The sequence below is a fragment of the Catenulispora sp. MAP12-49 genome (assembly GCF_041262705.1).
In the GTDB taxonomy this organism is placed as follows: domain Bacteria; phylum Actinomycetota; class Actinomycetes; order Streptomycetales; family Catenulisporaceae; genus Catenulispora.
The window spans coordinates 19,333-41,841 of record NZ_JBGCCP010000020.1 but is presented as its reverse complement, the minus strand read 5'-3'; the positions used below and the strand labels follow the sequence as shown (position 1 = coordinate 41,841).

The following is a 22,509-nucleotide window of genomic DNA, read 5'->3' as shown; positions in this document are numbered from 1 at the left end:
ATGCCGACGCCCCAGCCCCGCCGCCCGCACCAGACCCGCAGCGGCCGCGGCAGCTTCGCGGTCCTGGACCCCGCGACCGGCGAACCCTTCGACGAGGCGCCCGACCAACGCCCCGAGGAACTGGACGCGATCGTCGACCGGGCCCACGCGGCCTGGCTCCACTGGCGCGCCGACACCAACGCCGACGCCCGCGCCGCCGCACTGCTCGCGGCGGCCGACGCGGTGGAGCAGGCCGGGCCGGACCTGGCCCCCCTGCTCACCCGCGAGCAGGGCAAGCCGCTGCCGGAGTCCTACGCGGAGGTGGCCCGCACCGCGGCCCGCCTGCGCTACTTCGCCACGCTCGCCCCGCAGACCCAGCCGATCCAGGACGGCCGAGCCGTGCGCAGCGAGATCCGCTGGCGGCCGCTGGGTCCGGTCGCCGCGATCGTCCCGTGGAACTTCCCGCTCCAACTCGCCTCCGCGAAGTTCGCTCCGGCGCTGGCCGCGGGCAACACGGTGGTGCTCAAACCCTCCCCCTTCACGCCGCTGGCCACCAGGATGCTGGGATCGGTCCTGGCCGCCGTCCTGCCCGAGGACGTCCTCACGATCGTCACCGGCCGCGAACCCCTCGGCGAGCGCCTCGCCTCCCACCCGGGGATCCGCCACGTCACCTTCACCGGCTCGGTGCCCACCGGCCGCGCCGTGGCGCGGGGCGCGGCGTCCTCACTGGCCAGGGTCACCCTGGAGCTGGGCGGCAACGACGCCGCGATCCTGCTCGACGACGTGGACGTGGAGCAGATCGCGGACCGGCTGTTCTGGGCGGCGTTCCGCAACTGCGGGCAGATCTGCATGGCGGTCAAGCGCGTCTACGCCCCGGTCCGGCTCTACTCCGAGGTCGTCGAAGCCCTCGCGCAGCGCGCGAATCAGACCGTCGTGGGGCCGGGTCTGGAAGCGGGATCGCAACTGGGACCGGTCAACAACGCTCCTCAGCTCGCCCGGATCGAGCGCTACGCGGCCGGGGCCCTGGCAGCCGGCGCCCGCGCGGCGGCCGGCGGAGGCCGGCTCGACAGGCCGGGCTACTTCTTCGCCCCGACGATCCTGGCCGACGTCCCGGCCCAAAGCCCGGTGGTCACTCAGGAGCAGTTCGGCCCGGTACTGCCGGTGCTGCCGTATCAAAGTACTGAGCAGGCCGTCGAAGCGGCCAACGACACCGGCTTCGGCCTCGGCGGCTCGGTGTGGGGAACCGATCTGGACCGGGCCGAGCAGGTGGCCGGACGGCTCGAATGCGGGACGGTCTGGATCAACCACCACGGCGAACTCTCCCTGGCCCAGCCGTTCGCGGGCGCCAAGGAAAGCGGCGTGGGTGTCGCGGGCGGGCCGTGGGGCTTGTCCGGCAACCTGCGACCGTTCGTCGTGCACCGGCCTCTGGAGGCGTGACGTGGGCATCCGGTTCGGCGCGGCGGTACTGCGTTCCCCCGAGGGCCGGTTCGCCGTCGAGCAGGTGGCCTTGGACGCGGGACCGGCGCCGGACGAGGTGCTGGTCAGGATCGCGGGGTGCGGGATGTGCCGCACCGACCTGGCCGTCCGCCGCTCGGCGGGCCGCTCGCCGCTGCCGGCGGTCCTCGGCCACGAGGGCGCCGGGGTCGTCGTGGAGACGGGAGGCCCGGACACCCGGCCGGCCGTCGGCGACCACGTCGTACTGAGCTTCGACTCCTGCGGACACTGCCACGCCTGTCTCGGCGGCGCCCCCGCCTACTGTGATTCCTTCGCCGAGCTCAACCTGTTCGGTGGGCGTACCGAGAACGCAGCGCGGTTCGCCGACGCGGCCGGAATCCCCTTGGCGCCCCGGTGGTTCGGCCAGTCCTCGTTCGCCGAGTACGCGATGGTCCCGGCCCGCAACGCCGTCCGGGTCGATCCCGCGCTGCCCGTGGAACTGCTCGGCCCGCTCGGCTGCGGCTTCCTCACCGGCGCCGGGGCCGTCCTGAACACCTTCGGCGCCGGGCCCGGCGATGCCCTCGCCGTCCTCGGCGCGGGCGCCGTGGGCCTGGCGGCGATCATGGCGGCGGCCGCTGCCGGGGCCGTGGTCGTGGCCGTCGACCGGCACCCCGAGCGCCTGGCGATGGCCGAGCGCTTCGGCGCCGTCCCGCTGTACGGGACCGGCGGCCTCGCCGACCGTATCAGGCGGCTGACGGACGGCGGGGTGCGGTACGCGCTGGACACCACGGCCTCGCCGGAACTGATCAACGAAGCACTCAGGGCTCTGCGACCGACCGGCCATCTCGGCCTGGTGGCACGGCTCCACCAGACGCTGCCGCTGGAGCCCGGTGCTCTGGACCGAGGCCGGAAGCTGTCCCACATCTGCGAGGGCGACGCGGTGCCCGGCCTGCTCATCCCACGGCTGACCAAGCTCTGGCAGGCCGGCCGTTTCCCCTTCGACCAGCTCATTCGCACCTACCCGCTCGACGAGATCAACGAGGCCGAGCACGACTGCGAAACGGGGCGCGTCGTCAAGCCGGTCCTGATACCCGCGTCCTGATATCCCGTCCTGATCCCGCCGCGCAGCAAGAAGGAGCATCCATGACGGCCGACCTGACGCAGCCGAACACCGGCACGGGAGGCGTGGACGGCGGCGTCGGCGTCACCGCCCTCCTGGTCGCCGCGGCCCGCGCGATCGAGACCCACCGCCCCGACAGCCTCGCCCAGGACCTGTTCGCCGAACACTTCGTGCACAGCGCGCCGGCCTCGGCGGGTTGGCCGGTGCGCATCGACCAGGTCCCGGACGGCGACGCGAACCCGTTGTGGGGCCGCTTCGCCCGCTACTTCGGCCTGCGGACCAGGGTCTTCGACGACTTCCTCCTGCAAGCGGTCCACGCCGGCGCACACCAGGTCGTCCTGCTCGGAGCCGGGCTCGACACGCGGGCCTACCGGCTCGACTGGCCCGCCGGCTGCGTGATCTTCGAGCTGGACCGGGAAGGCGTGCTGGCGTTCAAGCACAGGGTGCTCGAGGGCCTGACGGCCACCCCGAAGGCGGCACGTGTCCCGATCCCGACCGACCTGCGCGCCGACTGGGTCAGGGCCCTGACAGACGCCGGCTTCGACCCGGCGGCCCCGAGCGCCTGGCTGGCCGAGGGCCTGCTGTTCTACCTGCCCGGCGCCGCCGAGACGCAGCTCGTCACCGCGGTGGACCGGCTGGCCGCGCCCGGAAGCGAGCTGGCCTTCGAAGTGAAACTCGATGAGGACCTGATGGCACACCGGGACAGCCCCCTCTACACCGAGACCAGGCGACAGATCGGCATCGACCTGCTCGACCTGTTCGCGAAGGAGACGCGACCGGACTCCGCGGGCGACTTGGCGCGCAGAGGCTGGTCCACGTCAGTCGCCACCCCGTACGAATACACCGTCCGCCTCGGCCGCGGTCCGCTGCCCGAGCCGAACGACGCGCTGGGCGGCAACCGGTGGGTGTTCGCCGATCGCCGGGCGCCATGAAAAGATCTTGAGGAGTCACCGTCGGTCGGGCAAGATCTACGCGTGCCCGGCGGCCCCGCGCCGCGCTTCGGGGCAGGTCGCGGATTCTGACGAGGTGGACTGACAGTGGCAATACCCTTGGCAATACCCTTCGACGCCGGGCTGCTGGACGTGTATCGCACGATGCGGGAGACGGCCGGAACACCGATGAGCATGGAGCGGCTCGCGGAGATCCGGGCCGAGGACGCCGCCGAGCTGCCGACGCTCGACGAGCTGTCCCGGGGTGGCCGCTTCGACGTGGCTTCGTACTCGGTGCCGGTATCGGCATCGGTGCCGGCATCGGCATCGGCATCGGCGTCCGCGGCGGCATCGGAATCAGCGTCCGCGACATCCGGCGAACCCGAGGTCACGCTGCTGGTCTGCACGCCGGTGTCGGCCCCGGCCACCGAGCGCCCCGCGATCTACGTCACGCACGGCGGCGGCTACTTCAGCGGCGATCACCGGCACCGGTTCTTCCTCGACCCGCTGCTGGACGACGCCGCGCACTTCGGGGCCTCGGTGGTCTCGGTCGGGTACCGGCTCGCGCCGGAGCATCCATATCCGGCGCAGATCGACGACGTCTACTCCGGACTGCTCTGGACCGCCGGCCACGCGGCCGAACTCGGACTGGACCCGGAGCGGATCGTCGTCGCGGGCACCAGCGCCGGCGGCGGTCTGACGGCGGCGCTGGCCTCGCTGGTGCGCGACCAGGGCGGCCCGCGACTGCTCGGGCAGATGTTGATGTGCCCGATGCTCGACGACCGAAACGACAGCGACTCGGCGTACCAGATGGACGGTGCCGACGTCTGGGACCGGAGCTGGAACGGGTTCGGGTGGCAGGCCATGCTGGGGTCCGCGCGCGGCGGCCCGGACGTGTCGCCGTACGCCGCGCCGGCCCGGGCCACGGACCTGTCCGGTCTGCCGCCGGCGTTCATCGACGTCGGCTCGGCGGAGACGCTGCGCGACGAGGCCCTCGCCCACGCCGACCGCATCTGGCGGGCCGGCGGCTCGGCCGAGCTGCACGTGTGGCCCGGCGGCTTCCACGCGTTCGATCTCGTGGTCCCGGACGCCGCACTCAGCCGGGAGGCTCGGCGGGCGCGTCGTTCGTGGTTGGGGCGGGTCTTGGCCGCTGGAGCGCTTCCGGCTCGGGAACCGGCGCAGTCCTAGCGCCGCGGGGCATGCGCGGCACGCCGGTCACGCAAGGTACGCGTTGGGGGGAGCCTCTCAAGCAGGCGGTTTCTCACCGGGCGTTCGAATAGATCCGCGTCGGGTTGATCAGGACGGCGGCGCGCCGCTCCTCGGCCATGACCCGGTCGTAGGTCGGCCAGTCGTCGTGCGTGCCGCCCGCCGCCGTAAAGATCGCCCTGAGCAGGAGGCGAAGCGCCTCGGCATCGGTCCCGGCGTACTCGTCGTCCGGACCGATGAGCTCCACGTCGCCCTCCACGGCGGCCCAGTCCCACCCGGCGCGCGCCACGAGCGTGGCGTGCGGCCGGGCCCGCAGGTGGGTCAGCTTCCTGGAACCGCCGATGGCCACGAAGGCGGCGACGTCGTGGTCGCCCCCGGGGTGGCGCAGGACGCCGGCGTTGACGACGGAGCTGTGGATCGTGCCATCGGCCCTCAGCGTGGAGGCCACGCACAGGCCGTGGTCGGCGGCGGCGATCCGGGCGAAGTCCGCGAGTTCGGTCATGTCAGTACCTTAATGCGCGGTCGCACTCACCAGCCCAGCGGATCGGCCTCATACAGCCGTCGGGCGTCAGAGTCCTGCTCGATCAGCTTCGCGGCGTCGCGCCGGATGACGACGATCGCCGCGTCATCGGAAGGCCCTTTGCGCCGGTACCGGGTGACGTCCGCGATCAGGGCGTCGCGCAGGCTGTCGGGCCCGGGTCCGCGTCCGGGCTCAAGCTCGAGCCCGTCAACGGCCATGGCCCGCAGTCGATCGATCAGGGGGTAGAAGTCGCCGAGGGAGTCACGGCTCTCGGTGATGCCGTCGGTCACCAGCACCAGCAGGTCACCGGCCTGGAACGGCAAGCGCTTCACAGCCGGTGGCCCGACTGCCAACTCCCCCAGGCCCAGCGGCGGTGCCGAGTCGAACTCGATCTCGGTGAGCGTTCCCTCTCCCGGGTTCAGCACCAACGCCGGCACGTGTCCGAAGTCGATCACATCCATGCAGCCCTCGCTGATGTTCAGCAACAGCGCCGTCGCGAACCCGTCATGGTCGCGCCCCTCCACTGTTCGGGCCCAGATGTTGTGGCGCTGCATGCAGATCTCCAGACGGCGCGCCACTTCCTGGAGGCTGGCCTCGTGATATCCCGCTTCCCGAAACGCGCCCAACAGCGCCGCCGAGGCATCAACGGCGGCAAGCCCTTTTCCGCTGACGTCTCCGATCACCACACGCACGCCGTAGCGGGACGGCTGTACGTCGTACCAGTCGCCGCCGATCAACGCGCCTTCCGCCGCCGGCAGATACGCCTCGGCGACACGCAGATCGGCGATCGTGCTCGGCAGCGGACGCAGCACCGCACGCTGCACAGCTCGCGCGACCTCGTCGGAGACGGCCAACCGGCGCCGCTGCTGCTCACGCACAGCCGCGACGAACAGTGCGGCGACAAGGCAGCCGACCACCAAGATGACGTACCCGCTGGTGAACTCGACTGCCGACCCGGCCCACGCCAGGTAGACGAACGCTCCTATCGCGCCGGCGACCGTCAGCGCGGTGATCAATATCGAGGAGGTCAGGGCCGCGGCGACCGGTACCAGCAAGAGCAGCGAGCGCGCGTGGAACCAGGCAGGTGTGAGCACGTCGGAGAGCACGATGGCGCCCACGGTCATCAGCAGCGCCAGCCCGGTCCAAAGCGGTCTCGGGCCGGACGGCGCCGCACTGAGACTCATTGGCCTTCCCACTGGCTGGCGCCTTTCGCTGGGCCGTGTGCGAATTATTTGCCTATTCTATCCGAATTCATGCCAAATCATTGGAATATTGAAATACCCCCAGTCATTCCCGGTCGGCGGCGAAGGGGCCCTCGTCGAGGAAGCGCCGCAGGAGGCGCGCGAAGGTTTGTGCGTCGCCTTCCGGCCAGGCCGCCAGGGATTCGTCGATCCCCGCGTCCAACCGCTGCCGGCTCACCGCGATGACGGTGCGGCCGTCTTCGGTGAGCGCCAGGAGGGTGGCGCGGCCGTCGGCCGGGTCCGGCCGGCGCTCAAGCAGGCCCGCGCGTTCCAGGCGGTCGGCGCGGCGGGTGACGGTGGTGCGGTCCAGTCCGATCTCGCGGCCCAGGTCGGCGGCGCTGCACGCGCCGGTGCGGGCCAGGCCGCTGAGGACCGGGTAGGTGAGCTCGTCGACGGCTTCCCCCAACCCGTCGGTCAGCCGCGTGTAGAAGTGCTCACGGGTGCCTCGTCGCAGGAGTTGCCCGAGGGATTCGGCGATGTCGTGTCCGGTCGAGTTCACCGCTTCAGATTAGCGTGCGCGACGCACGCTTCTTCTGCTATCGTCAGATGCGTGCCCGAGGCACGCATCTCAGAACGATCCAGGCGGGCACACCCCGCGCGCACCCGGAGGAATCCCATGAACACCACCGACATCCGCACCGCTCTCACCGACCTGCTCCTGACCCCCGGCCTGGACCTGGACGAGGCCGCCGAGCGGCACTTCGCCCCCGACTACCGCCAGCGCACCGACGGCGACTGGGCCGACCGCACCGAGTTCCTCGCCCACATCGCCCACCTGCGCACCATCACCGCCGGCGGCTCGGTCGAGGTCCACGACGAGCTCTCCCGCGACAACCGGTACGCCGACCGCCACACGATGGAGATCGTCAAGACCGACGGATCCACCGTCCGCATGGAGGTCTACCTCTTCGCCGAGTTCGCCCCCGACGGCCGCTTCCGCCGCATCGAGGAGACGACCCTGATGCTCTCCGGCTCCGACAGCGACCGGAACCTCGGCAGCGCCCGCTGAGCTCGCGCGTCACGCCTCACATCGGCGCTCCGTGAAGACCTCACAGAGATCGAAGTGCTCGGGAGCGCATGTTCTGGTCGCGTCTGGGCAGCCGGGTGCTGCAAGTCCACCACCCAGCTGAACCGAGAGGGACCAGCATGAAGCACCTGACGCACAAGGCGCCGGAACGCAGTCGTCTTGGCGAGGTCGGGCACACCGTGTCCGAGCGCACCGCCGAGGCCGGACACAAGCTCCGCGAAGAGTTCGACGAGGTGGCGCCCAAGGTCACCACGGCCGCGTCGAGGGCGGCGCACACGGTCGCGCACACCACGGCCGAACGCACCCGCCCGATCCGGGCCGAGGCCGCCTCCCGGGGTTCGGCGGCACTGTCCGGCCTGCTCGGCGAGGTGAGCCCGGCCCAGATCGAGCGGATCTCGCGGCATGGGACGCGCGGCGGCGGGTCCCGGTCCCGCGGCAGGATCGCGCTGCTGCTGGCCGCGGTGGGCGGCGTGCTGGTCTGGGTGATGTGGTGGAAGCGCTCCGACCCGACCCTGAGCCCGTGGCCGGAGGACGCCTCCGCGCTGGCACCGGAACCGGTCGCGGGTGCGGCTGAGCCGAAGACGCCCTGAGCGGGTATCGGTAGCCGGGTCGCCGGGCTGCCGGGCCGCCGGGTCGCCGGGTTGCCGGACCACCGGGTTGCCAGGCCGCCGAGCCGCCGAGCCGCCGAGCCGCCGAGCCCAACCGTCGCAGACCTCTCAGCCGGCCCACGAGTCGGCACTCGTCCACACGTCCGGGTGCTCGTCGGCCAAGGCGGCAGCCGCGTCCCGGGTCTGGGCGACGAACCTCTGCACGGTGGCCGGCAGCCCGGTCGCGCGCCTGAGCAGGGTCGTGGTGTTGGTCTGGTCGGCGACCGGGATGAAAGCCAGTTCCGGATCGGCAGCCAGGCGGAAGGACCCCGGCACCACCGAGATGCCCAGTCCGCCCCGGACGAGGTTCAGCACTGCTGAGGGTGCGGTCTGGACAGGCCGGATCGACACCCCCGAGGCGTCCGCCGCGGTCCGCAGCAGGTGCCAGCAGTGGCCGCGTTCCTGGACGGGAAACAGCACCGGATAGGAGCTGAGGTCCTTGGGCCCGATGCTGTCCAGTGCGGACAGGGCATGGCCGGCCGGGACGACGGCGTAGCTCTTCTCGGTCAGCAAGGGCTCGGCGAGCAAACCGGGCGTGTCGGGCTCGTCCCGGGAATCCCAGGAATCCCAGGACAGGGCCAGATCGATGTCTCCCCGGGACACGGCGGCGGCCTGCTCCTGGTCGGGCAGTTCCAGAACCTCGACCGGGACTTCGGGATAGTCGCGCCGGAACTCCCGCAACGCCTGGGCGATCAGGCTCTGGGAAGGCAGCGGCATCGGCGCGGCGATGCGGACCGCGGCGACCGGCCCGCCGGCCAGCATCGCAGAGACCTGCAGGATCCAGTCGTTCTGAGCCAGAGCCTGCCTGGCCTCCGGCAGGATCCGGGCACCGGCCGCGGTCAGGGCGGCCCCGCGCGGGGTCCGCGTGAACAGCTCCAATCCCAGCTGCCGTTCGAGCTGCTGGATCTGCCGGCTCAGGGCGGGCTGCGCGATGGCCAGCCGGGACGCCGCGTTCCCGAAGTGGCCCTCCTCCGCGACGGCGACGAAGCCGCGGAGCAAACGGGGATCGAGGTCCGCCCGATCCTGCGGCGCTTGTCTGCCCATCCGCCCCATCATCCCTTCCCCACCTTGCCTCATGCCGCCTCGACATCGGGTGATGCCGGCGATGCCTTGGACGCCCCATCGGGGCGCGAACGACAGTGGAGCCATGACACAGCCTCGGGGCGGGACAAGTACACCCGTCATCACAACTCCCGACGATCAGGCCTCCATTCCGTTCCTCGGCGCACTCCTGCGTCTGCGCGCGGGCTCAGAACACACCGGCGGGACTTTCGCGCTCCTGGAGCACACCGGGGAACGCGGCTACGTGTCCCCGCTGCACCTGCACCGCGACGACGAGGAGACCTTCCTGGTCCTGGAAGGAGAGCTGCGAGTCGAGGTCGGCGACGACCGGCACCAGGTCGGCCCCGGCGGCCTGGCACTGCTCCCCCGCGACCTGCCCCACGGCTTCGTCGTCGTGTCGCCCCAGGCCCGCTTCCTGACCCTGCACACCCCGGGAGGCTTCGAGCGCTTCGTCGCGAAGGCCGCGGCCCACGGCGAGCCGCTCGGACCGGACGAGCTGACCCGCCTGGCCGCCGAGTTCGGCGTCGAGATCGTGGGGCCGCCGTTGCTGCCGTGAGCGGATCAGTCTTCGGATTCGGCGCCGCTGTCACCGGTGTCGCGCAACTCCTCACCGGGAAGTTCTGGATGTCGCCGGCCGAGGTCTCCAAGTGCGGTTCGATGCCGGGTCCGGGGTTGAAGCCGTCGGTGTACTCGACGACGACCGTGCTGTGGTTCAGCAGCTCGCCCGGGCGGAATCCGATCTCCAGGCAGGGCCGGACGGCCTCGGCGTCGATGCGCGCCATGAGGCCGTCCGGAAGGTCTTCGCCATCCGAGGGGTGGTCACATGCCACAGGCGTGGCCGTTCGCGCAGCCGGCGGAGGTGAACGAGCCCGTGATGGTGAGGGTCGCGTGGCCGGTGTCGCCGTCGACCTCGTCGTTCAGCGCCGTCCTGTCGATCGCCGCGTTCGCTGCGATACCCGCCCAGGCGAGCCGTCGATCAAGATTTCAGGACCCGTACATGCGCATCAACCTGCGTGTGATGAACGCGTGGCAAAGCTCTGATGCAGACGGCAAGCGTGGGCGCTGCTACCTCTTCCGCGCCCGTCGACAAATCTAGGTCGGGCCTAAATTTGTGCTTGACATAGAGCTAGGTCGGACCTAAATTCTAGGTCGAACCCAGTGACTTGAACCGCATCCGAGGAGCCCCGCCATGAGCCTGACCGACACCCTCAGCCCCGTCCGTCGCGCCGCTTCGAAGCGCTCCGGGGGCGCCGCGCAGGTCGACGTCTCGCAGGTGCGGCCGCTGCCGACGTGGTTCTTCGCCTTCGAGGGCGTCCTGGCCGGCTCCTACGACCTCGTGAAGATGAACCCGAAGGCGCTGCCGGTCCTCGTCGGGCTGGGCCTGGTCAACGGGCTCGTGTCGGCGACCGTGCTGCGCCGGCGGATCAAGCTGGTCCGCGCCATGCTGCGCGGCAAGCGCACCCGCGCCATCGCCGTCGGCCTGATCGGCCTGCGGATGGGGACGCATCTGCTGCTGGGCGCGGCCGGGGCCGCCATCACCACCGCGACCGGGCACGCGATCATGGCGGTGGTCATGGCCGGGCTGACCGTCGCGCTGCTGCGCTTCGACCAGACCGTCACCTTCCGCGCTCTGGCCACCGATGCCAACGCCAATGCCGCTGCCGATGCCGTCGCCCCGCGCGAAGGCGCGTGACGCTGTACTTCCAGACTTCCAGACTTCCAGGTCGGCTACGTGCTCGCCGACGTCGGCGTGGCAGCACCGCGGTGGTGCTCGGAAGGTCGCTCCCGACCCATCGCGTTGCGCAAGGCGGGCGGCGGCGCCTTGAGCACGATCATCCGGCGGTAGCCGCCCAGCCGCTCATAGCAGTACACGGCATGGGAACCGAGTGCGAGCACCATCTGCTTCCACCGCGGCCACTCCAGAATCCGCCCCATGTGCTTCATCACCGCGAGGCTCACCGCGCGGTAGACGCGGATCTCCGCGAGCGCGGTGGTGCGCAGCAGGCTCTCGATCTCGTCGCGGTGCCCCTGCGCGGACAGCCGGAGCAGCTCCTCGTGGCAGTACGCGAGGTGGTTGTTCTCGTCGGCACAGATCATCCGGACCGCACGCCCGAGCTCCGGGTCGTCGCCGAAGATCTTGCGCAGCAGGCGCATCTGCTCGGCCGCGCGCTGCTCGGTCACCCGGCTGTGTACGAGGTAGACGAGCACGTCGTGCTCGGTCAGCGGCTCGTCGCGGCCCAGCCGCTCATGGGCCAGGCCGATGCCCTGCCGTTCCAGGAGCATCGTGTAGTCGGTCTCGGGCGGCACCTGGACCGGCTCGAGCCCGCGCTTGCGCAGCAGGCTGCGGAAGATGCGGCCGTGCTTGTCCTCGTCCGCGCCGTGCCTGGCCACCTTCGGCGCCAGGACGCGGTCGGGGACCAGCCGGGCGATGCGTCCGTTCTCCCAGCCGCCCTGGCTCTCCCCCTGCATGGCGATGCTGCAGAACAGCCGGTAGGACTGGTCGTCGTCGCGGATCTCGCCGAAAAGGCTCGCGGCCGTCAGCATCCTGCACCGCCTTCCGCGGTAACGCCTCTGTACGTTGCCACAAGTCAAAGCCGCACCACCGCACCCCGCCAGTCCCTCAGCGGCGGCACTAGCCCGAACGATGGACGCCGGGGTCCCGGCGCAGGTGGCGCTAGCCTGGTCCGCATGAGCGATGTCATCGGAGAGGCGCCCCGCGGCTTCGTGCTCGGCCAGGGCGAAGGCGGACGGCTCGACCTCCCGGATTGGGACATGGCGGTCAAGGTCGGGGCCGCGGACACCGGTGGTGCGCTCACCGTCGTCGAGGGCGTCCTCAAACCGGGGCACCCGGGCCCGGCGCCGCATGTGCACCAGGGACACGACGAGTGCTTCGTCCTGCTTGAAGGCCGCATGCGGTTCCGGATCGATGCGGGCTTCCGGACCGCGGCAGCAGGCGACACCGTGTTCGCCGGACGCGGTCTGGCCCACGGCTTCGCCAATCCGTTCGCCGAATCGGCACGCTACATCGTCATGCTCACGCCCAGCGGCTACGAAGACTACTTCGCCGAACTGGCCGCGCGGATCGGCGAGCTCGGGCACGCGCCGGATCCGGAATGGATCGAAGCGCTGATGGCCCGCTACGCGACCCGGCCAGTGCCGGCGGTACCCGACCTGGACCTCCCGGCCACGACGTAGTACGAGACTCGCCGGGCCTTCTGGCGCTCTCGGGCCGCGGCCAGGCCGGTTGCCCGCTCAGCACGATCAGGCGAAGCGCCAGCGGTCGAAGGCGGAGGACGGGTCCTCGGGCGACGACCACCGGATGACGATGCGCCGCTGATCCCAGGTCTTCTCTGCGCCGTTCTTCTCTGCGCCGTCCTCACTGCGATCCATCAGATAGGCGCGGAACAACAGCATTTCGCCACCGCCGACACCGATCGCCGGATGGTCGTCGGGGTCGAGTTCCCATTCCAGGCGGTACTCGCGGGTCACGGCTCCGGGCGAGAGGTCCACGGCGCACTCGATGTGGCGGGGGTCCTCGCCCGGGACGATCACCGCGTCGCGCTCCGGCCCCAGAACGGAGCCGTCCTGCGCGCAGTCGTGGTAGCGCAGCAGGGTCACGTGCGGCAGGTAGCGGCGCAGCCGCAGGATCGTGCCGGCTCCGTCGTCCGTCGGCCGGATCAGGATACGAGCATGGCCGCGAACCGTGCCGACGGGCTGCTCCATGGTGAATTCCGCCGTCAGTTCAGGACTCTCTTGGCTCGATGCCGCCATACGAGCAGCCTAAAGGCGAATCGCGGTGCGAACGAGGTCGGCGACGGCTTGGGATCTGCTGTGCGGCGGCCAGGCGATGACGGTCGTGACCGCCGGCGCGTCCGGCACCGGCACGGTGGCGTGACCGTCGCGCAGCCCGGCTCGCAGCGACTCGGGCACGAGGGCGCAGGCCCGGCCGAGCGCGATCAGTTGGAACAGCTGGGTGTGGTTGCGCACCTGCGGGCCCGGGCCGTCCGGATAGCTGCCGTCGAATCGAGGCCAGCGCGGCCGCGGCAGGTCCGGCAGAGCGGCTATCTCGGCCATCGACACGTGGGAGCGGCCGCTGAGCGGATGGCCTGCGGGCAGGACCACGATCTGCTGCTCGGTGTACAGGTCCTCGGTGTCGAATCCGGCGGTCGTGTCGAAGGGACGTTGGAGCAGGGCGACGTCGGCACGCCCGTCGCGCAGCATCCCCACCTGTTCGCCGGGCCCGCACAGCACCACCTCGACGGCGACGGCGACGGCGTCGGGTTCGGCGGCGTAGGCGTCCAGCAGCTTCGCCAACAGTTCGCCGGCCGCTCCGGCCTTCGCAGCCAGCACCACGCCGGGCCGACCGTCGACGGCGGCGGCGCGGCGTGTGCGGCGCTCGGCGGCCTCGACCGCGGCGAGCGCGGCCCGGGCCTCCCGCAGCAGCACCGATCCGGCCTCGGTCAAGGCGATCGACCGAGGGGTTCGGTGCAGCAGAACGACTCCGAGCCGCCGTTCGAGCTGCCGGATCGCCCGCGACAGCGGCGGCTGGGCCATCGCGAGCCGCTGCGCCGCGCGCCCGAAGTGCAGCTCCTCCGCGACGGCGACGAAGTACCGCAGCTCCCGGGTCTCCACCGCGTCATCGTATCCGGGCGCCGACCACGGCCGATATCCGTGCGGTATCGCCGCCCACCCACTCGGTCTTGGACGCCCCATCGGAGTCCGCACCAGGATCGACGGCATGAGCGAACAGAGGATCGCGCTGGTGACCGGCGCGAACAAGGGAATCGGCTACGAGATCGCCGCGGGCCTGGGCGCCCTCGGCTGGCGCGTCGGCGTGGGCGCACGGGACCAGCAGCGGCGCGACACCGCGGTGGAGAAGCTGCGCGCGGGAGGGGCCGACGCGTTCGGCGTCGCGCTGGACGTGTCCGACGACGCGAGCGTGGCCGCCGCGGCCGAGCTGATCGCCGACCGGGCCGGCGGGCTCGACGTCCTGGTCAACAACGCCGCGATCACCGGGGGCATGCCGCAGACACCCGCCACGGTCGATCCCGCGACGGTACGGGGCGTCGTGGAGACCAACGTGATCGGGGTCATCCGCGTCACCAACGCGATGCTGCCGCTGCTGCGCCCCTCGGCGGCACCGCGGATCGTGAACATGTCCAGCAGCGTCGGCTCGCTGACGCTGCAGACCACGCCCGGCGTCGACATGGGCCCGGTTCCGGCCGTGTACCTGGCGTCGAAGACGTTCCTGAACGCCGTCACCGTCCAATACGCCAAGGAACTGGGCGATACCAGCATCCTGATCAACTGCGGCTGTCCCGGCTTCACCGCCACCGATCTCAACGGCTTCCAGGGCGTCCGCACTCCGCACCAGGGTGCTGCGATCGCGATTCGCCTCGCGACCCTGCCCGACGACGGACCGACCGGCGGGTTCTTCGACGACGCCGGGCCGGTGGCCTGGTAACGAGCTCGGGCCCGGGTCGCGATCGAGTCTAGGCGATCGGGTCGAGGCGGTCAGGTCGAGGCGGTCAGGTCGAGGCGGTCAGGTCGAGGCGGTCAGGTCGAGGCGGTCAGGTCGAGGCGGTCAGGTCGAGGCGGTCAGGTCAGCGCGTCGACCGGCACCGGCGGGTGCACCGGGGCGTCACGGAACGAATCGGCGATCTCGCCCCGTTCCCGGCGCAGATGCCACAGCGCCATGGCAAAGATGAACGAGCCCATGACGTTGGCCCAGAAATGCCACCACACGCGATACGTGACGGCCCCCGGCCCGGGGGTCAGCTGACCGAACCACGTGGACAGCCCGACCGCCTCCTTGGCGCCCAGCCAGATCGACACGGTCAGCGACAGGTGCTCCAGGCCGTGGATGCCCTGCATCCACACGCCCATCCTTCCCCACCACCGGGTGCGGGTGGCCCGGGCACGGCGGGTCAGGACCATGACGGCGGCCAGGCCGGCCAGGAAGATGAAGTTGCCGACCAGATGCAGGATCTCCATACCCAGGGTCTTCCTGCCGGGGTCGATCTGCTGGAACCCGTTGGCCAGACCCGTACCCCACGGCGTCATCCACGACGGCGCCTCCGGATGCCAGATCCAGTAGCCGGCCTGAGCGACGTGCTCGGCCAGGTGCCCGATCTGGCCGATCACGCCGATCACGATGACGGTCAGGCCGGCCTTGTACAGCCAGGCCCGCCTGCCCCGCCGATCGACGAAGGCCAGCACCGCGACCGCCAGCCACATGGCCACGGCCCACGCCAGCAACCCCACCGCACCCACTGTGTCGAGCACCGGCACATGGTGCCCGGTGCCCATGGCCATCCCCGGCATGCCAGGCATGTTCGGCACGACATCCCCTCCGACCTCGTCCGATCTGGACTCCTGTGAGGGAACCTAGGACCGTCGGGCGCGTGGACGCTTCTTCCAAAATGCCGACCGTGACCGGATACCGTACGTTTCTCACCGCGACGGCGGCAGCACCGCCAACTCCAGCCGCTCCAGCCGCTGCGGATCGGCGATCACGGAGTACTCGGCGATCCTGTCGTCCTTCACCGCGAACGCCAGGACCAGCCGCATCCGCCCGCGCGGTGCGACGACCAGGCCGATCGCGCCGTCGACGAGCACGACGTCGGCGAACATCGCGTTGCGGGTGAGCAGCAGCGTCTCCTCCACGATCGCGTCCGCTCCCCTGACCTCCAGCGGTACGCCCGGGGGCAGGCCGGCGGCGTCGGCGTGGCGTACGGCGTCCGGGGCCAGGACCGCCAGCAGGCCGGCGATGTCGCGGCCGCGGGCGGCGGCGAGGAAGGACTCGACGACGCGGCGGTGCCACAGGACGTCGATCTCCCCCGGTTCGGTGGCCGGCGTGCCTTCGATGCGCCGGCGTGCGCGGCTGGCGAGCTTCTTGGCCGCCACCGGGGTCCGGTCCACGATCGCGGCGATCTCGTCAAACGGGGCCGAGAACATGTCGTGCAGGACGAAGGCGACCCGCTCGGCCGGCGAGAGGCGGTCCAGGACGACGAGCATCGCCCGGCCCACCGACTCCACGAGCAGCGTCTCCTGCTCCGGTTCGGCCATGCGGTCCCCTGGCATGGCCGCCACCGCGTCGTCGTCGCCGGCCACTTCGCGGCGGGCTTTGCGGGTGCGGAGCATGTCCAGGCAGATGCGTCCGACGACCGTCGTCAGCCAGCCCGGGAGGTTCTCCACCTGGTGAGCGTCGTGCGCGCCGGCGCGGTCGAGGCGGACCCAGGCTTCCTGGACGGCGTCCTCGGCGTCGGTCAGGGAGCCGAGCATGCGGAAGGCGACGGCCTGCAGGTGGCCGCGGTGGGCATCGAAGCGCTCGGCGAGTCGCTCCCGGTCGTCCATGAGGTCACCTTTCCGCGTGCCGCTCCGTCATACCTGCGCCCGGCCCGGATCCCTCCGCGACGGGCTTCGAGACCTCCATGAAAGAGCATGTCATGACTGAGACAACGCGATCGGACGCCTTCCTGGCCGAGCTGGTCGAGCTGGTCGAGCCGATTGAGCCGGTCGAGCCGATGGAGCCGGTCGAGCCGGTGCGCATAGCCGTCGCCTTCCACAGCGGCTTCGGGCACACCGCCCGGCAGGCCGCGGCCGTGGCCGAAGGTGCCGGGTCGGTCGCCGGGACGGTGGTGGACCTGGTGACCGTCGACGACCCCGACGCCCCCGCCCTGTGGCCCACCCTGGACGCCGCCGACGCGATCGTCTTCGGCACTCCCACCTACATGGGCAGCCCCTCCTCGGTGTTCAAGGCCTTCGCCGAACGGACCAGCAAGGTCCTGGCCGACGACCTGCGCTGGCGCGACAAGATCGCAGCCGGCTTCACCACCAGCGGCGGCAAGAGCGGCGACAAGTTCAACACCCTGGTCGACCTGGCAGTACTGGCCGCCCAGCACGGCATGATCTGGGTCGGCCTGGACCTGCCCGCCGGCTGGACCACCAGCACCGGCACCGAGCACGACCTGAACCGCCTCGGCAGCTGGCTCGGAGCGATGGCGCAAGCCAACGCCGACCAGGGGCCGGACGTCGCACCGCCGGACGCGGACCTACGGACCGCCTTCCGGTTGGGAGAGCGCATCGCGGAGATCACAGGGGTCTACCGGCGGGGAATCCGCGCGCAGCGTTCTGCGGGGCTGTCGACTGTGGGCTGACGGTCCGGCAGTTAGCGTGGCGGCCCGCAAGTACGAAGGCGGGCCGCCACGCCATGCCGCGCCGAAGCGCCTCTATGCGAACTGACCGCACGATCTTGTAGCGTGCCTTCGTGACAGCAAAGGCACGCTTCCTGGTGATCGCGACGGCCGTCGGCGCCCTGGCCGGCTGCGGCACTTCGGGGTCTCATACGACGGAGCGGCCGGCGGGCAAAGCGATCCCCGCCGTCGCGCAGCCCACGCGGTCTTTCTCCTCCGCGGCGTTGTCCGCGCTCCTGCTGAACGCGGACTCCGTCCCGTCCGGATTCACCGCGAAGGCGGCGAGCCAGACCCCGGCGGATCAGGGAGCCCAGCGCCCTCCGGCCGACGCGCCCTGTTCGCAGGCCATCATCCCGCTGCTGTCAGCCACGCAGTTGACCGGGACCGCGAGCGCGAGGGCCTCGAGCACCCTCACCAACGACACCGACCCGGACCGCTTCTGGGTGGGCACCGAAGTACTCTGGAGCTACACCGGCGACGCCGCCGAGCAGGCGATGGCCGAGGTGCGGACGCTGGTCGGCCGGTGCCCGGTCGTCACGACGTCCGATGCGGGCGGCAAAGACGTCTTCCGCTTCGCGGTGGCGTCGGCGCCGAAGCTCGGCAACGACAGCGTGCACATCAGCTGCAGCATGACCGGCGACTCCGATCCGCTGGAGTGCGACAGCCTCCTGGTCAGGATCGGAACCACGGTGCTGGCCGTCAACGAGCAGGGAAACGATCCCGGCGGCGATCGCTACCTGCCCCAGCTCGCCGAGGCCGGGCTGCGCGAGTATCAGGGCCAGTAGCTAGTAGCTAGTAGCCAGTACGACGCAGGCGCTCCTCGGCTTCGACCGGTGTCAGTGTACTGAGGCCGTCCAGCAGGAACTTCTTGGCGTTGAACGCGCGGATCCACAGCCCCGCGGCCCAGGTCTCCTGGATCTGCTCGGCGGAGTACCGTCTGCCGCGCCCCTGCTGGTAGGCGTCGAGGAAGTCCTGGCTTTGGTCGAGACTCGCCCCGGCACATCGGCCGTCGGCCGGCCACATCGCCGCCGCCACGCCGACGATGACCGTCTCGGGGGCGGATACGACGCTGTGCCAGTCGTGGACGGCCCAAACTGGCCACCGTCGCCGACGCCACGCCTCAAGTCGTCTGGGACACGATCGTGCGTCCGGCATGTTCTGGGGTCTACGACGCCGACCGGCGTTCTCGCACGTTCTTCCCCGTGCCGGACGGCGCCGACCAGACGTTGTGGGCGAAAGCGATGAGCCGCATGCACTTCGCCGCGGCCGCCTGCGACACCGCGAAAGACGCCTCTGACGATGTGCCGTTCCTCGCCATCGTCAACGACCTCTTCGACGCCGTCGCCGATGTGACAGCTCTGAACGACCGGATCCTGCCCGCCGGCTCGACATCACCTGACGCGGCGAAACTCCAGCAAGGCCTCTGGCCCTCGGTGGGCACGCAACAGTCCGCGACCGCGGACGGCGGGTCCAGCTATCGGGTCACCGTCCGCGACTACACCACGCGTCCGGACCACACGGCCACGGTCCATGTCCAAACGTGCCTCGACCACGGCCCCGCAGGCGCCACAGAGGCAGTCGACTGGGCGCCGTGGTACGTCATCATGGCGGACGGCACCAAGGCCAAGCCGCTCAAGCAGAAGCCGCGCAACGGTCTGGGTGGACCGCTGTACCCCGATGGCGACGGCAAGCCGCTTTCCGTGGGTTCATGCGTCAGTGGTCTGATTGCGTTCGCTCTCCCCGCCGGCGCCACCGACCAAGCAGTCGAGGTGGTTCGAGACGCGCCGGACTTCGTCTGGTCGGTCCAACAGCCTGGGTAGCGGCAGTGCTACGCCGCCGCAGCTCTACTCCGCCGTGACCGGCTGACGCAGAATGGTCCGCAGCTTCGCCGGCTCGACCTTCCGGAAGTCGCTGAGGTAGATCTCGTGGTGCTTGCCGGTCATCTTCAGGTCTGATGCCGGGATGAACTCGTGGTGCATGCGTTCGAGGGTCTCGGCTTCGTCGTCGAAGGATCCGAGGTGCAGGGTCTGCACGCAGCGTCCCTCGTCCAGGGATTCCAGGCGCACGTCGTCGAGGCGGGGCGGCGGGTTCTTCGCACCGGCCTTGGCCACGGCGGCGTCGGCCATGGCGGTGGTGATCCACTCGGGGACCAGCGTCATCATGGTCCAGTGCCAGGTCGACTTGTCGCGGGCGGTGGTGAACGTCGCCATGTCCTCGGCCCACCACAGGCCTTCCAGGGGCATGACGACGTAGTCGCGCTCCAGCTCCAGTTTGCTGGCGAACTTCAGCTTGTACGCCACCGGATACAGGGCCTGGAGCGCCTCGGCGAACACCGGCGAGGTGTTGGGGTCGCCGTGTCCGTCGATCATCAGGTAGCGCATCGGCGGCATGTCGAGGACGCGGAACTGGCCGCTCTTGGCCTGGTAGGAGTCGAGGGTCTGCTTGAGGTCGATCTTCGTCATGGAGCGTCGGCGCCCTTCGTGAGTAGTACCGTCCCGCGGACTCTGCCAGGATCCTGACGTGGACAGTGTCGTCGAACAAGATCTCCAGCTTCCGCCGGCCGCGGCCGCCTTCACAGCCGCGAATGGTATCGACTGGCCCCATCTCAACGTCGGCCACGTGCGCGAGCTGGCCGCGGCCGTCCGCGACTTCGCCGTCTCGATGCAGGGCACCAACGACGAGATGGGCCTGGTCGTCCACCAGGTCGTCGCCCTGTTCGGCGGCGGCCCCGCTGGCCAGCAGGTCCTGGAGTCCTGGGAGCAGTGGACGGTGGAGCACATCGAGGAGCTGGTCTTCCGCTGCCGCGTGGCCGCGCAGGCGGTCGACGCCTGCGCCGAGTACTACATCGAGCACGCGAGCAGCGCGATCGCCCGCCTGACCACGACGGCCCTCGAACACGCCGCGGCCGACGATCCCGACCGCGCGGCGGAACTGGCCGCCGCCGGCCACCAGGAGGCCGCGGACCTCACGGAAGCTGTCATGTCCTTCATGCGGACCTACCTCATCGGCAAAGCGATCGAGCCCTTGGAGGAGGCCGTCAACAGGCTGGTCGACGGCGCCGGCTGGCACCTCGGGTGGCACGAGATGACAACGAGCGGCGACGCGCACCCCGGTGCCCGCGCCAACACCGCGGAGATCCTGCGCATGGCCGACGTGATGGACGGGCTGGCCGACGCGACACTCCGGCACGCCGCGGAGTTCTCGCGGCGTGCCGGTGCGCTCAGCTTCCAGTAAGCACTCCCGCCGGGATCAGGAGCCCGATACCCTTCGTCCAGGCGCCCTGTGCGCCCATCCTCGCAGCGTCGTCGACATCGACGACGTCGCAAGCCCCGAGCCACCTCACGGCGTGGACGGGGTGGCCGCGGCATCGGGGCCGTGGTCCACATCGCTGACGGCCAGCACCGCGCCCGCCGCGTTGTAGGACACCGCACGCAGCGGCGGCCGGGCCTTGTCCAGGTAGGCCCCAACGAAGCGGTGCCCGCCGATGTCGACCGGTGTGACCACCTGGTGGGTACCGTCTGGGAATTCCAGCACGACATGGTCCACGGCGTCCGTGACCTCGTTGGCCGCCCATTCGGAGCCGTGGGCGATCTTCATCGTGCCGAGGGCGGAGCTGACGTCGAGTCCGTCGGACGGGTGCGACTCCGACGGACCGAACCCGATCGGGCTTTCGTCGATGTAGATACCGAACGGTCCGACATACGCGGTCACGGCGGCTCCCTCCGTGGTTTTGCCGACGCCGGCCCGGGAGGCCACGACGCCAGACGCGGACGGCCCATCGGGAACGGCCGCGGACGGATACCAGACGGCCCAGGCGGAGGACCCGTTGGGGAAGTTCAGCGCGACGGTGGTCTTGTCCCCGGTGGGCAGGTGGGCCACGATGTGGTCGATCGGGTAGCTGTGCGGCAGCCGCAGGACCGCGAGATGGTGCCCTTGATACGGCGTGGGCTGGAGCCGCAGGTCCGTTCCGTCGTCCAGGTAGACGTCCACGCTGGTCACCGCCGGGGCCATGCCGATGAGGTAGGCGTCGACATCGCGCCCGGTCACGCTCTGTTCGATGCCCACCGGTGTGCCGACCTCGTCGTCGGGACGCGCGTCGGTACACGGGTAGCCACCGGTGACGCAGATCAAGGACGTCTCCAGCGCCCCGGCCTGGACCGACCAGCGGACTCCGTCGATGGATCCAGACCAGATCGGTGCGCCGTCCGACGCGGTGCGCGTCGGGTCGACCGTCACCTTGTGCGGGGCGGTCGCCGGGTGGTTGGTCCACGGCGCCAGCGGGGGCTCGACGGGCCGGGAGCGCAGCGCGAAGGGCAGCACCACCCCGGCCACGGCCACGGCCGCCGCCGACAGCACGCCGGCCTGCGTGGCGCGCCGCCGCGTCTTCATCGCCTTGCCCCAGCCCATGGCGGGTCCGATCGGCGCCGCGCCGACGGCGAAGGCGCCGAGGTCCTCGGTCAGGCGCCTGACCAGGTCGGCCTCGGCCTCCGTCCCGACCCCGGTCTCGGCCTCAGTCCCGCCCTCGGTCCCGCCCTCAGTCCCGGTCCCGGTCTCGGCCTCAGCCCCGGCCCCGGTCTCGGCGCTCCAGTCCTCGTTCATCACGCCGGGCTCCCGTCCCGCAGTTGTGCGCTCGTCCGCAGTTTGGCCAGGGCCCGCGACGCCTGACTCTTCACGTTGCCCACCGAGCAGCCCAGGATGGCCGCCGTCTGGGCCTCGGTGAAGCCGTCCCAGTAGCGCAGGACGACCACCTCGCGCTGCTTGGGCGGCAGCTCCATCAGTGCCGCGACCAGCGCCGAGCGCTCGTCCAGGAAGCCGGTCCGGTCGGCGACCGCCAGGTCCGGCACGGCAGCGGTGAAGCGTTCGGGAACGCGCGGGCTGCGGAAGCGGCGATGGTTGGCGTTGATGAGGATCTTGCGGACGTAGGCGTCCGGGTCGTCGGCCGCCCGCACCCGGCCCCACTTGGCGTAGGCCTTGGCCAGAGCGACCTGCGCGAGGTCCTCGGCATGGCCGCGATCGCCGGTCAGCCCGTAGGCGAACCGGACGAGCGTGGGCCAACGGCCGAGCATGAACGCGCGGAACTCCGCGTCATAGTCCGGCGGCTCCCCCGCGGCGGGATCGATCTGGGTCAACGCCGCCTCCCCGTGGTCTC

28 protein-coding genes are annotated in these 22,509 nt (G+C 70.9%); 15 read left to right on the top strand and 13 right to left on the bottom strand.

What is annotated here, in order from left to right; all coding sequences use genetic code 11:
• From ABIA35_RS30915 to ABIA35_RS30900, 4 genes are all read left to right on the top strand, one after another.
• Complete coding sequence (locus ABIA35_RS30915) at window positions 1-1,416, top strand: aldehyde dehydrogenase family protein (RefSeq protein ID WP_370360192.1); 1,416 nt, start codon at window positions 1-3, stop codon at window positions 1,414-1,416.
• Window positions 1,417-1,423: 7 nt separating this feature from the next.
• Window positions 1,424-2,515: an NAD(P)-dependent alcohol dehydrogenase gene (locus tag ABIA35_RS30910; protein WP_370360297.1), complete on the top strand. Its 1,092-nt coding sequence runs from the start codon at window positions 1,424-1,426 to the stop codon at window positions 2,513-2,515.
• A gap of 41 nt (window positions 2,516-2,556) precedes the next feature.
• The gene (locus ABIA35_RS30905) at window positions 2,557-3,465 is read left to right on the top strand and encodes a class I SAM-dependent methyltransferase (protein WP_370360191.1); all 909 of its coding nucleotides are present in this window, start codon (window positions 2,557-2,559) and stop codon (window positions 3,463-3,465) included.
• Window positions 3,466-3,627: 162 nt separating this feature from the next.
• A complete protein-coding gene (locus ABIA35_RS30900; RefSeq protein ID WP_370360296.1) occupies window positions 3,628-4,650 on the top strand; it encodes an alpha/beta hydrolase in 1,023 nt (340 codons plus the stop codon).
• A gap of 73 nt (window positions 4,651-4,723) precedes the next feature.
• Here ABIA35_RS30900 and ABIA35_RS30895 read toward each other — a convergent pair whose 3' ends face one another.
• From ABIA35_RS30895 to ABIA35_RS30885, 3 genes are all read right to left on the bottom strand, one after another.
• Window positions 4,724-5,170, bottom strand: coding sequence for a pyridoxamine 5'-phosphate oxidase family protein (locus ABIA35_RS30895; protein ID WP_370346375.1), 447 nt, complete (start codon window positions 5,168-5,170; stop codon window positions 4,724-4,726).
• Between the two features lie 26 nt (window positions 5,171-5,196).
• The gene (locus ABIA35_RS30890) at window positions 5,197-6,372 is read right to left on the bottom strand and encodes a PP2C family protein-serine/threonine phosphatase (RefSeq protein ID WP_370360190.1); all 1,176 of its coding nucleotides are present in this window, start codon (window positions 6,370-6,372) and stop codon (window positions 5,197-5,199) included.
• Window positions 6,373-6,475: 103 nt separating this feature from the next.
• Entirely contained in the window at window positions 6,476-6,928 is a 453-nt protein-coding gene (locus ABIA35_RS30885) for a MarR family winged helix-turn-helix transcriptional regulator (protein WP_370346379.1), read from the bottom strand.
• Window positions 6,929-7,045: 117 nt separating this feature from the next.
• Here ABIA35_RS30885 and ABIA35_RS30880 point away from each other — a divergent pair, with 117 nt between their 5' ends.
• A complete protein-coding gene (locus ABIA35_RS30880) occupies window positions 7,046-7,438 on the top strand; it encodes a nuclear transport factor 2 family protein (protein WP_370346381.1) in 393 nt (130 codons plus the stop codon).
• A gap of 137 nt (window positions 7,439-7,575) precedes the next feature.
• Window positions 7,576-8,046, top strand: coding sequence for a DUF5324 family protein (locus ABIA35_RS30875; RefSeq protein ID WP_370346383.1), 471 nt, complete (start codon window positions 7,576-7,578; stop codon window positions 8,044-8,046).
• A gap of 126 nt (window positions 8,047-8,172) precedes the next feature.
• On the opposite strand, the gene ABIA35_RS30870 is transcribed toward ABIA35_RS30875, so the two are convergent.
• Entirely contained in the window at window positions 8,173-9,147 is a 975-nt protein-coding gene (locus tag ABIA35_RS30870) for a LysR family transcriptional regulator (protein WP_370346385.1), read from the bottom strand.
• 103 nt (window positions 9,148-9,250) lie between these two features.
• Between ABIA35_RS30870 and ABIA35_RS30865 the strand changes: the two genes are divergently transcribed.
• The 3 genes from ABIA35_RS30865 (at window position 9,251) to ABIA35_RS30855 (ending at window position 10,858) form a co-directional block, all read left to right on the top strand.
• Window positions 9,251-9,721, top strand: a complete 471-nt coding sequence (locus tag ABIA35_RS30865) for a cupin domain-containing protein (RefSeq protein WP_370360189.1) — start codon at window positions 9,251-9,253, stop codon at window positions 9,719-9,721.
• Between the two features lie 267 nt (window positions 9,722-9,988).
• A complete protein-coding gene (locus ABIA35_RS30860; RefSeq protein WP_370360188.1) occupies window positions 9,989-10,261 on the top strand; it encodes a hypothetical protein in 273 nt (90 codons plus the stop codon).
• Window positions 10,262-10,354: 93 nt separating this feature from the next.
• Entirely contained in the window at window positions 10,355-10,858 is a 504-nt protein-coding gene (locus ABIA35_RS30855; RefSeq protein WP_370360187.1) for a hypothetical protein, read from the top strand.
• 35 nt (window positions 10,859-10,893) lie between these two features.
• Here ABIA35_RS30855 and ABIA35_RS30850 read toward each other — a convergent pair whose 3' ends face one another.
• A complete protein-coding gene (locus tag ABIA35_RS30850; protein ID WP_370346393.1) occupies window positions 10,894-11,709 on the bottom strand; it encodes a ferritin-like domain-containing protein in 816 nt (271 codons plus the stop codon).
• A gap of 144 nt (window positions 11,710-11,853) precedes the next feature.
• On the opposite strand from ABIA35_RS30850, the gene ABIA35_RS30845 reads away from it, so the two are divergent.
• Window positions 11,854-12,360, top strand: a complete 507-nt coding sequence (locus tag ABIA35_RS30845) for a cupin domain-containing protein (RefSeq protein ID WP_370346395.1) — start codon at window positions 11,854-11,856, stop codon at window positions 12,358-12,360.
• A gap of 66 nt (window positions 12,361-12,426) precedes the next feature.
• Here the strand turns inward: ABIA35_RS30845 and ABIA35_RS30840 are convergent, their stop codons facing one another.
• Window positions 12,427-12,936: a hypothetical protein gene (locus ABIA35_RS30840; protein WP_370360186.1), complete on the bottom strand. Its 510-nt coding sequence runs from the start codon at window positions 12,934-12,936 to the stop codon at window positions 12,427-12,429.
• Window positions 12,937-12,945: 9 nt separating this feature from the next.
• Entirely contained in the window at window positions 12,946-13,797 is an 852-nt protein-coding gene (locus ABIA35_RS30835) for a LysR family transcriptional regulator (protein ID WP_370360185.1), read from the bottom strand.
• A 106-nt stretch (window positions 13,798-13,903) separates the two neighbouring features.
• On the opposite strand from ABIA35_RS30835, the gene ABIA35_RS30830 reads away from it, so the two are divergent.
• The gene (locus ABIA35_RS30830; RefSeq protein ID WP_370360184.1) at window positions 13,904-14,629 is read left to right on the top strand and encodes an SDR family NAD(P)-dependent oxidoreductase; all 726 of its coding nucleotides are present in this window, start codon (window positions 13,904-13,906) and stop codon (window positions 14,627-14,629) included.
• Between the two features lie 134 nt (window positions 14,630-14,763).
• On the opposite strand, the gene ABIA35_RS30825 is transcribed toward ABIA35_RS30830, so the two are convergent.
• The gene (locus tag ABIA35_RS30825) at window positions 14,764-15,498 is read right to left on the bottom strand and encodes a DUF6008 family protein (RefSeq protein ID WP_370360295.1); all 735 of its coding nucleotides are present in this window, start codon (window positions 15,496-15,498) and stop codon (window positions 14,764-14,766) included.
• A 120-nt stretch (window positions 15,499-15,618) separates the two neighbouring features.
• The gene (locus ABIA35_RS30820; RefSeq protein ID WP_370360183.1) at window positions 15,619-16,521 is read right to left on the bottom strand and encodes a sigma-70 family RNA polymerase sigma factor; all 903 of its coding nucleotides are present in this window, start codon (window positions 16,519-16,521) and stop codon (window positions 15,619-15,621) included.
• A gap of 92 nt (window positions 16,522-16,613) precedes the next feature.
• Here ABIA35_RS30820 and ABIA35_RS30815 point away from each other — a divergent pair, with 92 nt between their 5' ends.
• Both ABIA35_RS30815 and ABIA35_RS30810 read left to right on the top strand, forming a co-directional pair.
• Entirely contained in the window at window positions 16,614-17,324 is a 711-nt protein-coding gene (locus ABIA35_RS30815) for a flavodoxin family protein (RefSeq protein ID WP_370360181.1), read from the top strand.
• Window positions 17,325-17,434: 110 nt separating this feature from the next.
• A complete protein-coding gene (locus tag ABIA35_RS30810) occupies window positions 17,435-18,145 on the top strand; it encodes a hypothetical protein (RefSeq protein ID WP_370360180.1) in 711 nt (236 codons plus the stop codon).
• 7 nt (window positions 18,146-18,152) lie between these two features.
• On the opposite strand, the gene ABIA35_RS30805 is transcribed toward ABIA35_RS30810, so the two are convergent.
• On the bottom strand, window positions 18,153-18,395 hold the full coding sequence (locus ABIA35_RS30805) for a hypothetical protein (protein ID WP_370360179.1): 243 nt from the start codon (window positions 18,393-18,395) through the stop codon (window positions 18,153-18,155).
• 167 nt (window positions 18,396-18,562) lie between these two features.
• Between ABIA35_RS30805 and ABIA35_RS30800 the strand changes: the two genes are divergently transcribed.
• Window positions 18,563-19,180 carry a hypothetical protein gene (locus tag ABIA35_RS30800; RefSeq protein WP_370360178.1) on the top strand — a complete coding sequence of 206 codons (618 nt, stop codon included), beginning with the start codon at window positions 18,563-18,565 and terminating at the stop codon, window positions 19,178-19,180.
• A 24-nt stretch (window positions 19,181-19,204) separates the two neighbouring features.
• On the opposite strand, the gene ABIA35_RS30795 is transcribed toward ABIA35_RS30800, so the two are convergent.
• Window positions 19,205-19,822 (bottom strand): GyrI-like domain-containing protein, encoded by a 618-nt coding sequence (locus ABIA35_RS30795; protein WP_370360176.1) that lies wholly within the window; start codon window positions 19,820-19,822, stop codon window positions 19,205-19,207.
• A gap of 58 nt (window positions 19,823-19,880) precedes the next feature.
• Here ABIA35_RS30795 and ABIA35_RS30790 point away from each other — a divergent pair, with 58 nt between their 5' ends.
• Window positions 19,881-20,594 carry a hypothetical protein gene (locus tag ABIA35_RS30790; protein WP_370360175.1) on the top strand — a complete coding sequence of 238 codons (714 nt, stop codon included), beginning with the start codon at window positions 19,881-19,883 and terminating at the stop codon, window positions 20,592-20,594.
• Between the two features lie 105 nt (window positions 20,595-20,699).
• Here ABIA35_RS30790 and ABIA35_RS30785 read toward each other — a convergent pair whose 3' ends face one another.
• On the bottom strand, window positions 20,700-21,959 hold the full coding sequence (locus tag ABIA35_RS30785) for a hypothetical protein (protein ID WP_370360173.1): 1,260 nt from the start codon (window positions 21,957-21,959) through the stop codon (window positions 20,700-20,702).
• Window positions 21,959-22,489, bottom strand: coding sequence for a SigE family RNA polymerase sigma factor (locus tag ABIA35_RS30780; protein WP_370346418.1), 531 nt, complete (start codon window positions 22,487-22,489; stop codon window positions 21,959-21,961). Before ABIA35_RS30780 ends, ABIA35_RS30785 begins: the two co-directional genes overlap by 1 nt.
• Window positions 22,490-22,509 lie beyond the last annotated feature (20 nt).

What these genes read in the sequence shown, in the direction of transcription:
- ABIA35_RS30915 (WP_370360192.1), top strand. Translation starts at nt 1, where the DNA reads ATGCCGACGCCCCAGCCCCGCCGCCCGCACCAGACCCGCAGCGGCCGC.
- ABIA35_RS30905 (WP_370360191.1), top strand. Translation starts at nt 2,557, where the DNA reads ATGACGGCCGACCTGACGCAGCCGAACACCGGCACGGGAGGCGTGGAC.
- ABIA35_RS30900 (WP_370360296.1), top strand. Translation starts at nt 3,628, where the DNA reads ATGCGGGAGACGGCCGGAACACCGATGAGCATGGAGCGGCTCGCGGAG.
- ABIA35_RS30895 (WP_370346375.1), bottom strand. Translation starts at nt 5,170, where the DNA reads ATGACCGAACTCGCGGACTTCGCCCGGATCGCCGCCGCCGACCACGGC.
- ABIA35_RS30890 (WP_370360190.1), bottom strand. Translation starts at nt 6,372, where the DNA reads ATGAGTCTCAGTGCGGCGCCGTCCGGCCCGAGACCGCTTTGGACCGGG.
- ABIA35_RS30880 (WP_370346381.1), top strand. Translation starts at nt 7,046, where the DNA reads ATGAACACCACCGACATCCGCACCGCTCTCACCGACCTGCTCCTGACC.
- ABIA35_RS30875 (WP_370346383.1), top strand. Translation starts at nt 7,576, where the DNA reads ATGAAGCACCTGACGCACAAGGCGCCGGAACGCAGTCGTCTTGGCGAG.
- ABIA35_RS30870 (WP_370346385.1), bottom strand. Translation starts at nt 9,147, where the DNA reads ATGGGCAGACAAGCGCCGCAGGATCGGGCGGACCTCGATCCCCGTTTG.
- ABIA35_RS30865 (WP_370360189.1), top strand. Translation starts at nt 9,251, where the DNA reads ATGACACAGCCTCGGGGCGGGACAAGTACACCCGTCATCACAACTCCC.
- ABIA35_RS30860 (WP_370360188.1), top strand. Translation starts at nt 9,989, where the DNA reads ATGCCACAGGCGTGGCCGTTCGCGCAGCCGGCGGAGGTGAACGAGCCC.
- ABIA35_RS30855 (WP_370360187.1), top strand. Translation starts at nt 10,355, where the DNA reads ATGAGCCTGACCGACACCCTCAGCCCCGTCCGTCGCGCCGCTTCGAAG.
- ABIA35_RS30850 (WP_370346393.1), bottom strand. Translation starts at nt 11,709, where the DNA reads ATGCTGACGGCCGCGAGCCTTTTCGGCGAGATCCGCGACGACGACCAG.
- ABIA35_RS30845 (WP_370346395.1), top strand. Translation starts at nt 11,854, where the DNA reads ATGAGCGATGTCATCGGAGAGGCGCCCCGCGGCTTCGTGCTCGGCCAG.
- ABIA35_RS30840 (WP_370360186.1), bottom strand. Translation starts at nt 12,936, where the DNA reads ATGGCGGCATCGAGCCAAGAGAGTCCTGAACTGACGGCGGAATTCACC.
- ABIA35_RS30830 (WP_370360184.1), top strand. Translation starts at nt 13,904, where the DNA reads ATGAGCGAACAGAGGATCGCGCTGGTGACCGGCGCGAACAAGGGAATC.
- ABIA35_RS30825 (WP_370360295.1), bottom strand. Translation starts at nt 15,498, where the DNA reads ATGCCTGGCATGCCGGGGATGGCCATGGGCACCGGGCACCATGTGCCG.
- ABIA35_RS30820 (WP_370360183.1), bottom strand. Translation starts at nt 16,521, where the DNA reads ATGGACGACCGGGAGCGACTCGCCGAGCGCTTCGATGCCCACCGCGGC.
- ABIA35_RS30815 (WP_370360181.1), top strand. Translation starts at nt 16,614, where the DNA reads ATGACTGAGACAACGCGATCGGACGCCTTCCTGGCCGAGCTGGTCGAG.
- ABIA35_RS30795 (WP_370360176.1), bottom strand. Translation starts at nt 19,822, where the DNA reads ATGACGAAGATCGACCTCAAGCAGACCCTCGACTCCTACCAGGCCAAG.
- ABIA35_RS30785 (WP_370360173.1), bottom strand. Translation starts at nt 21,959, where the DNA reads ATGAACGAGGACTGGAGCGCCGAGACCGGGGCCGGGGCTGAGGCCGAG.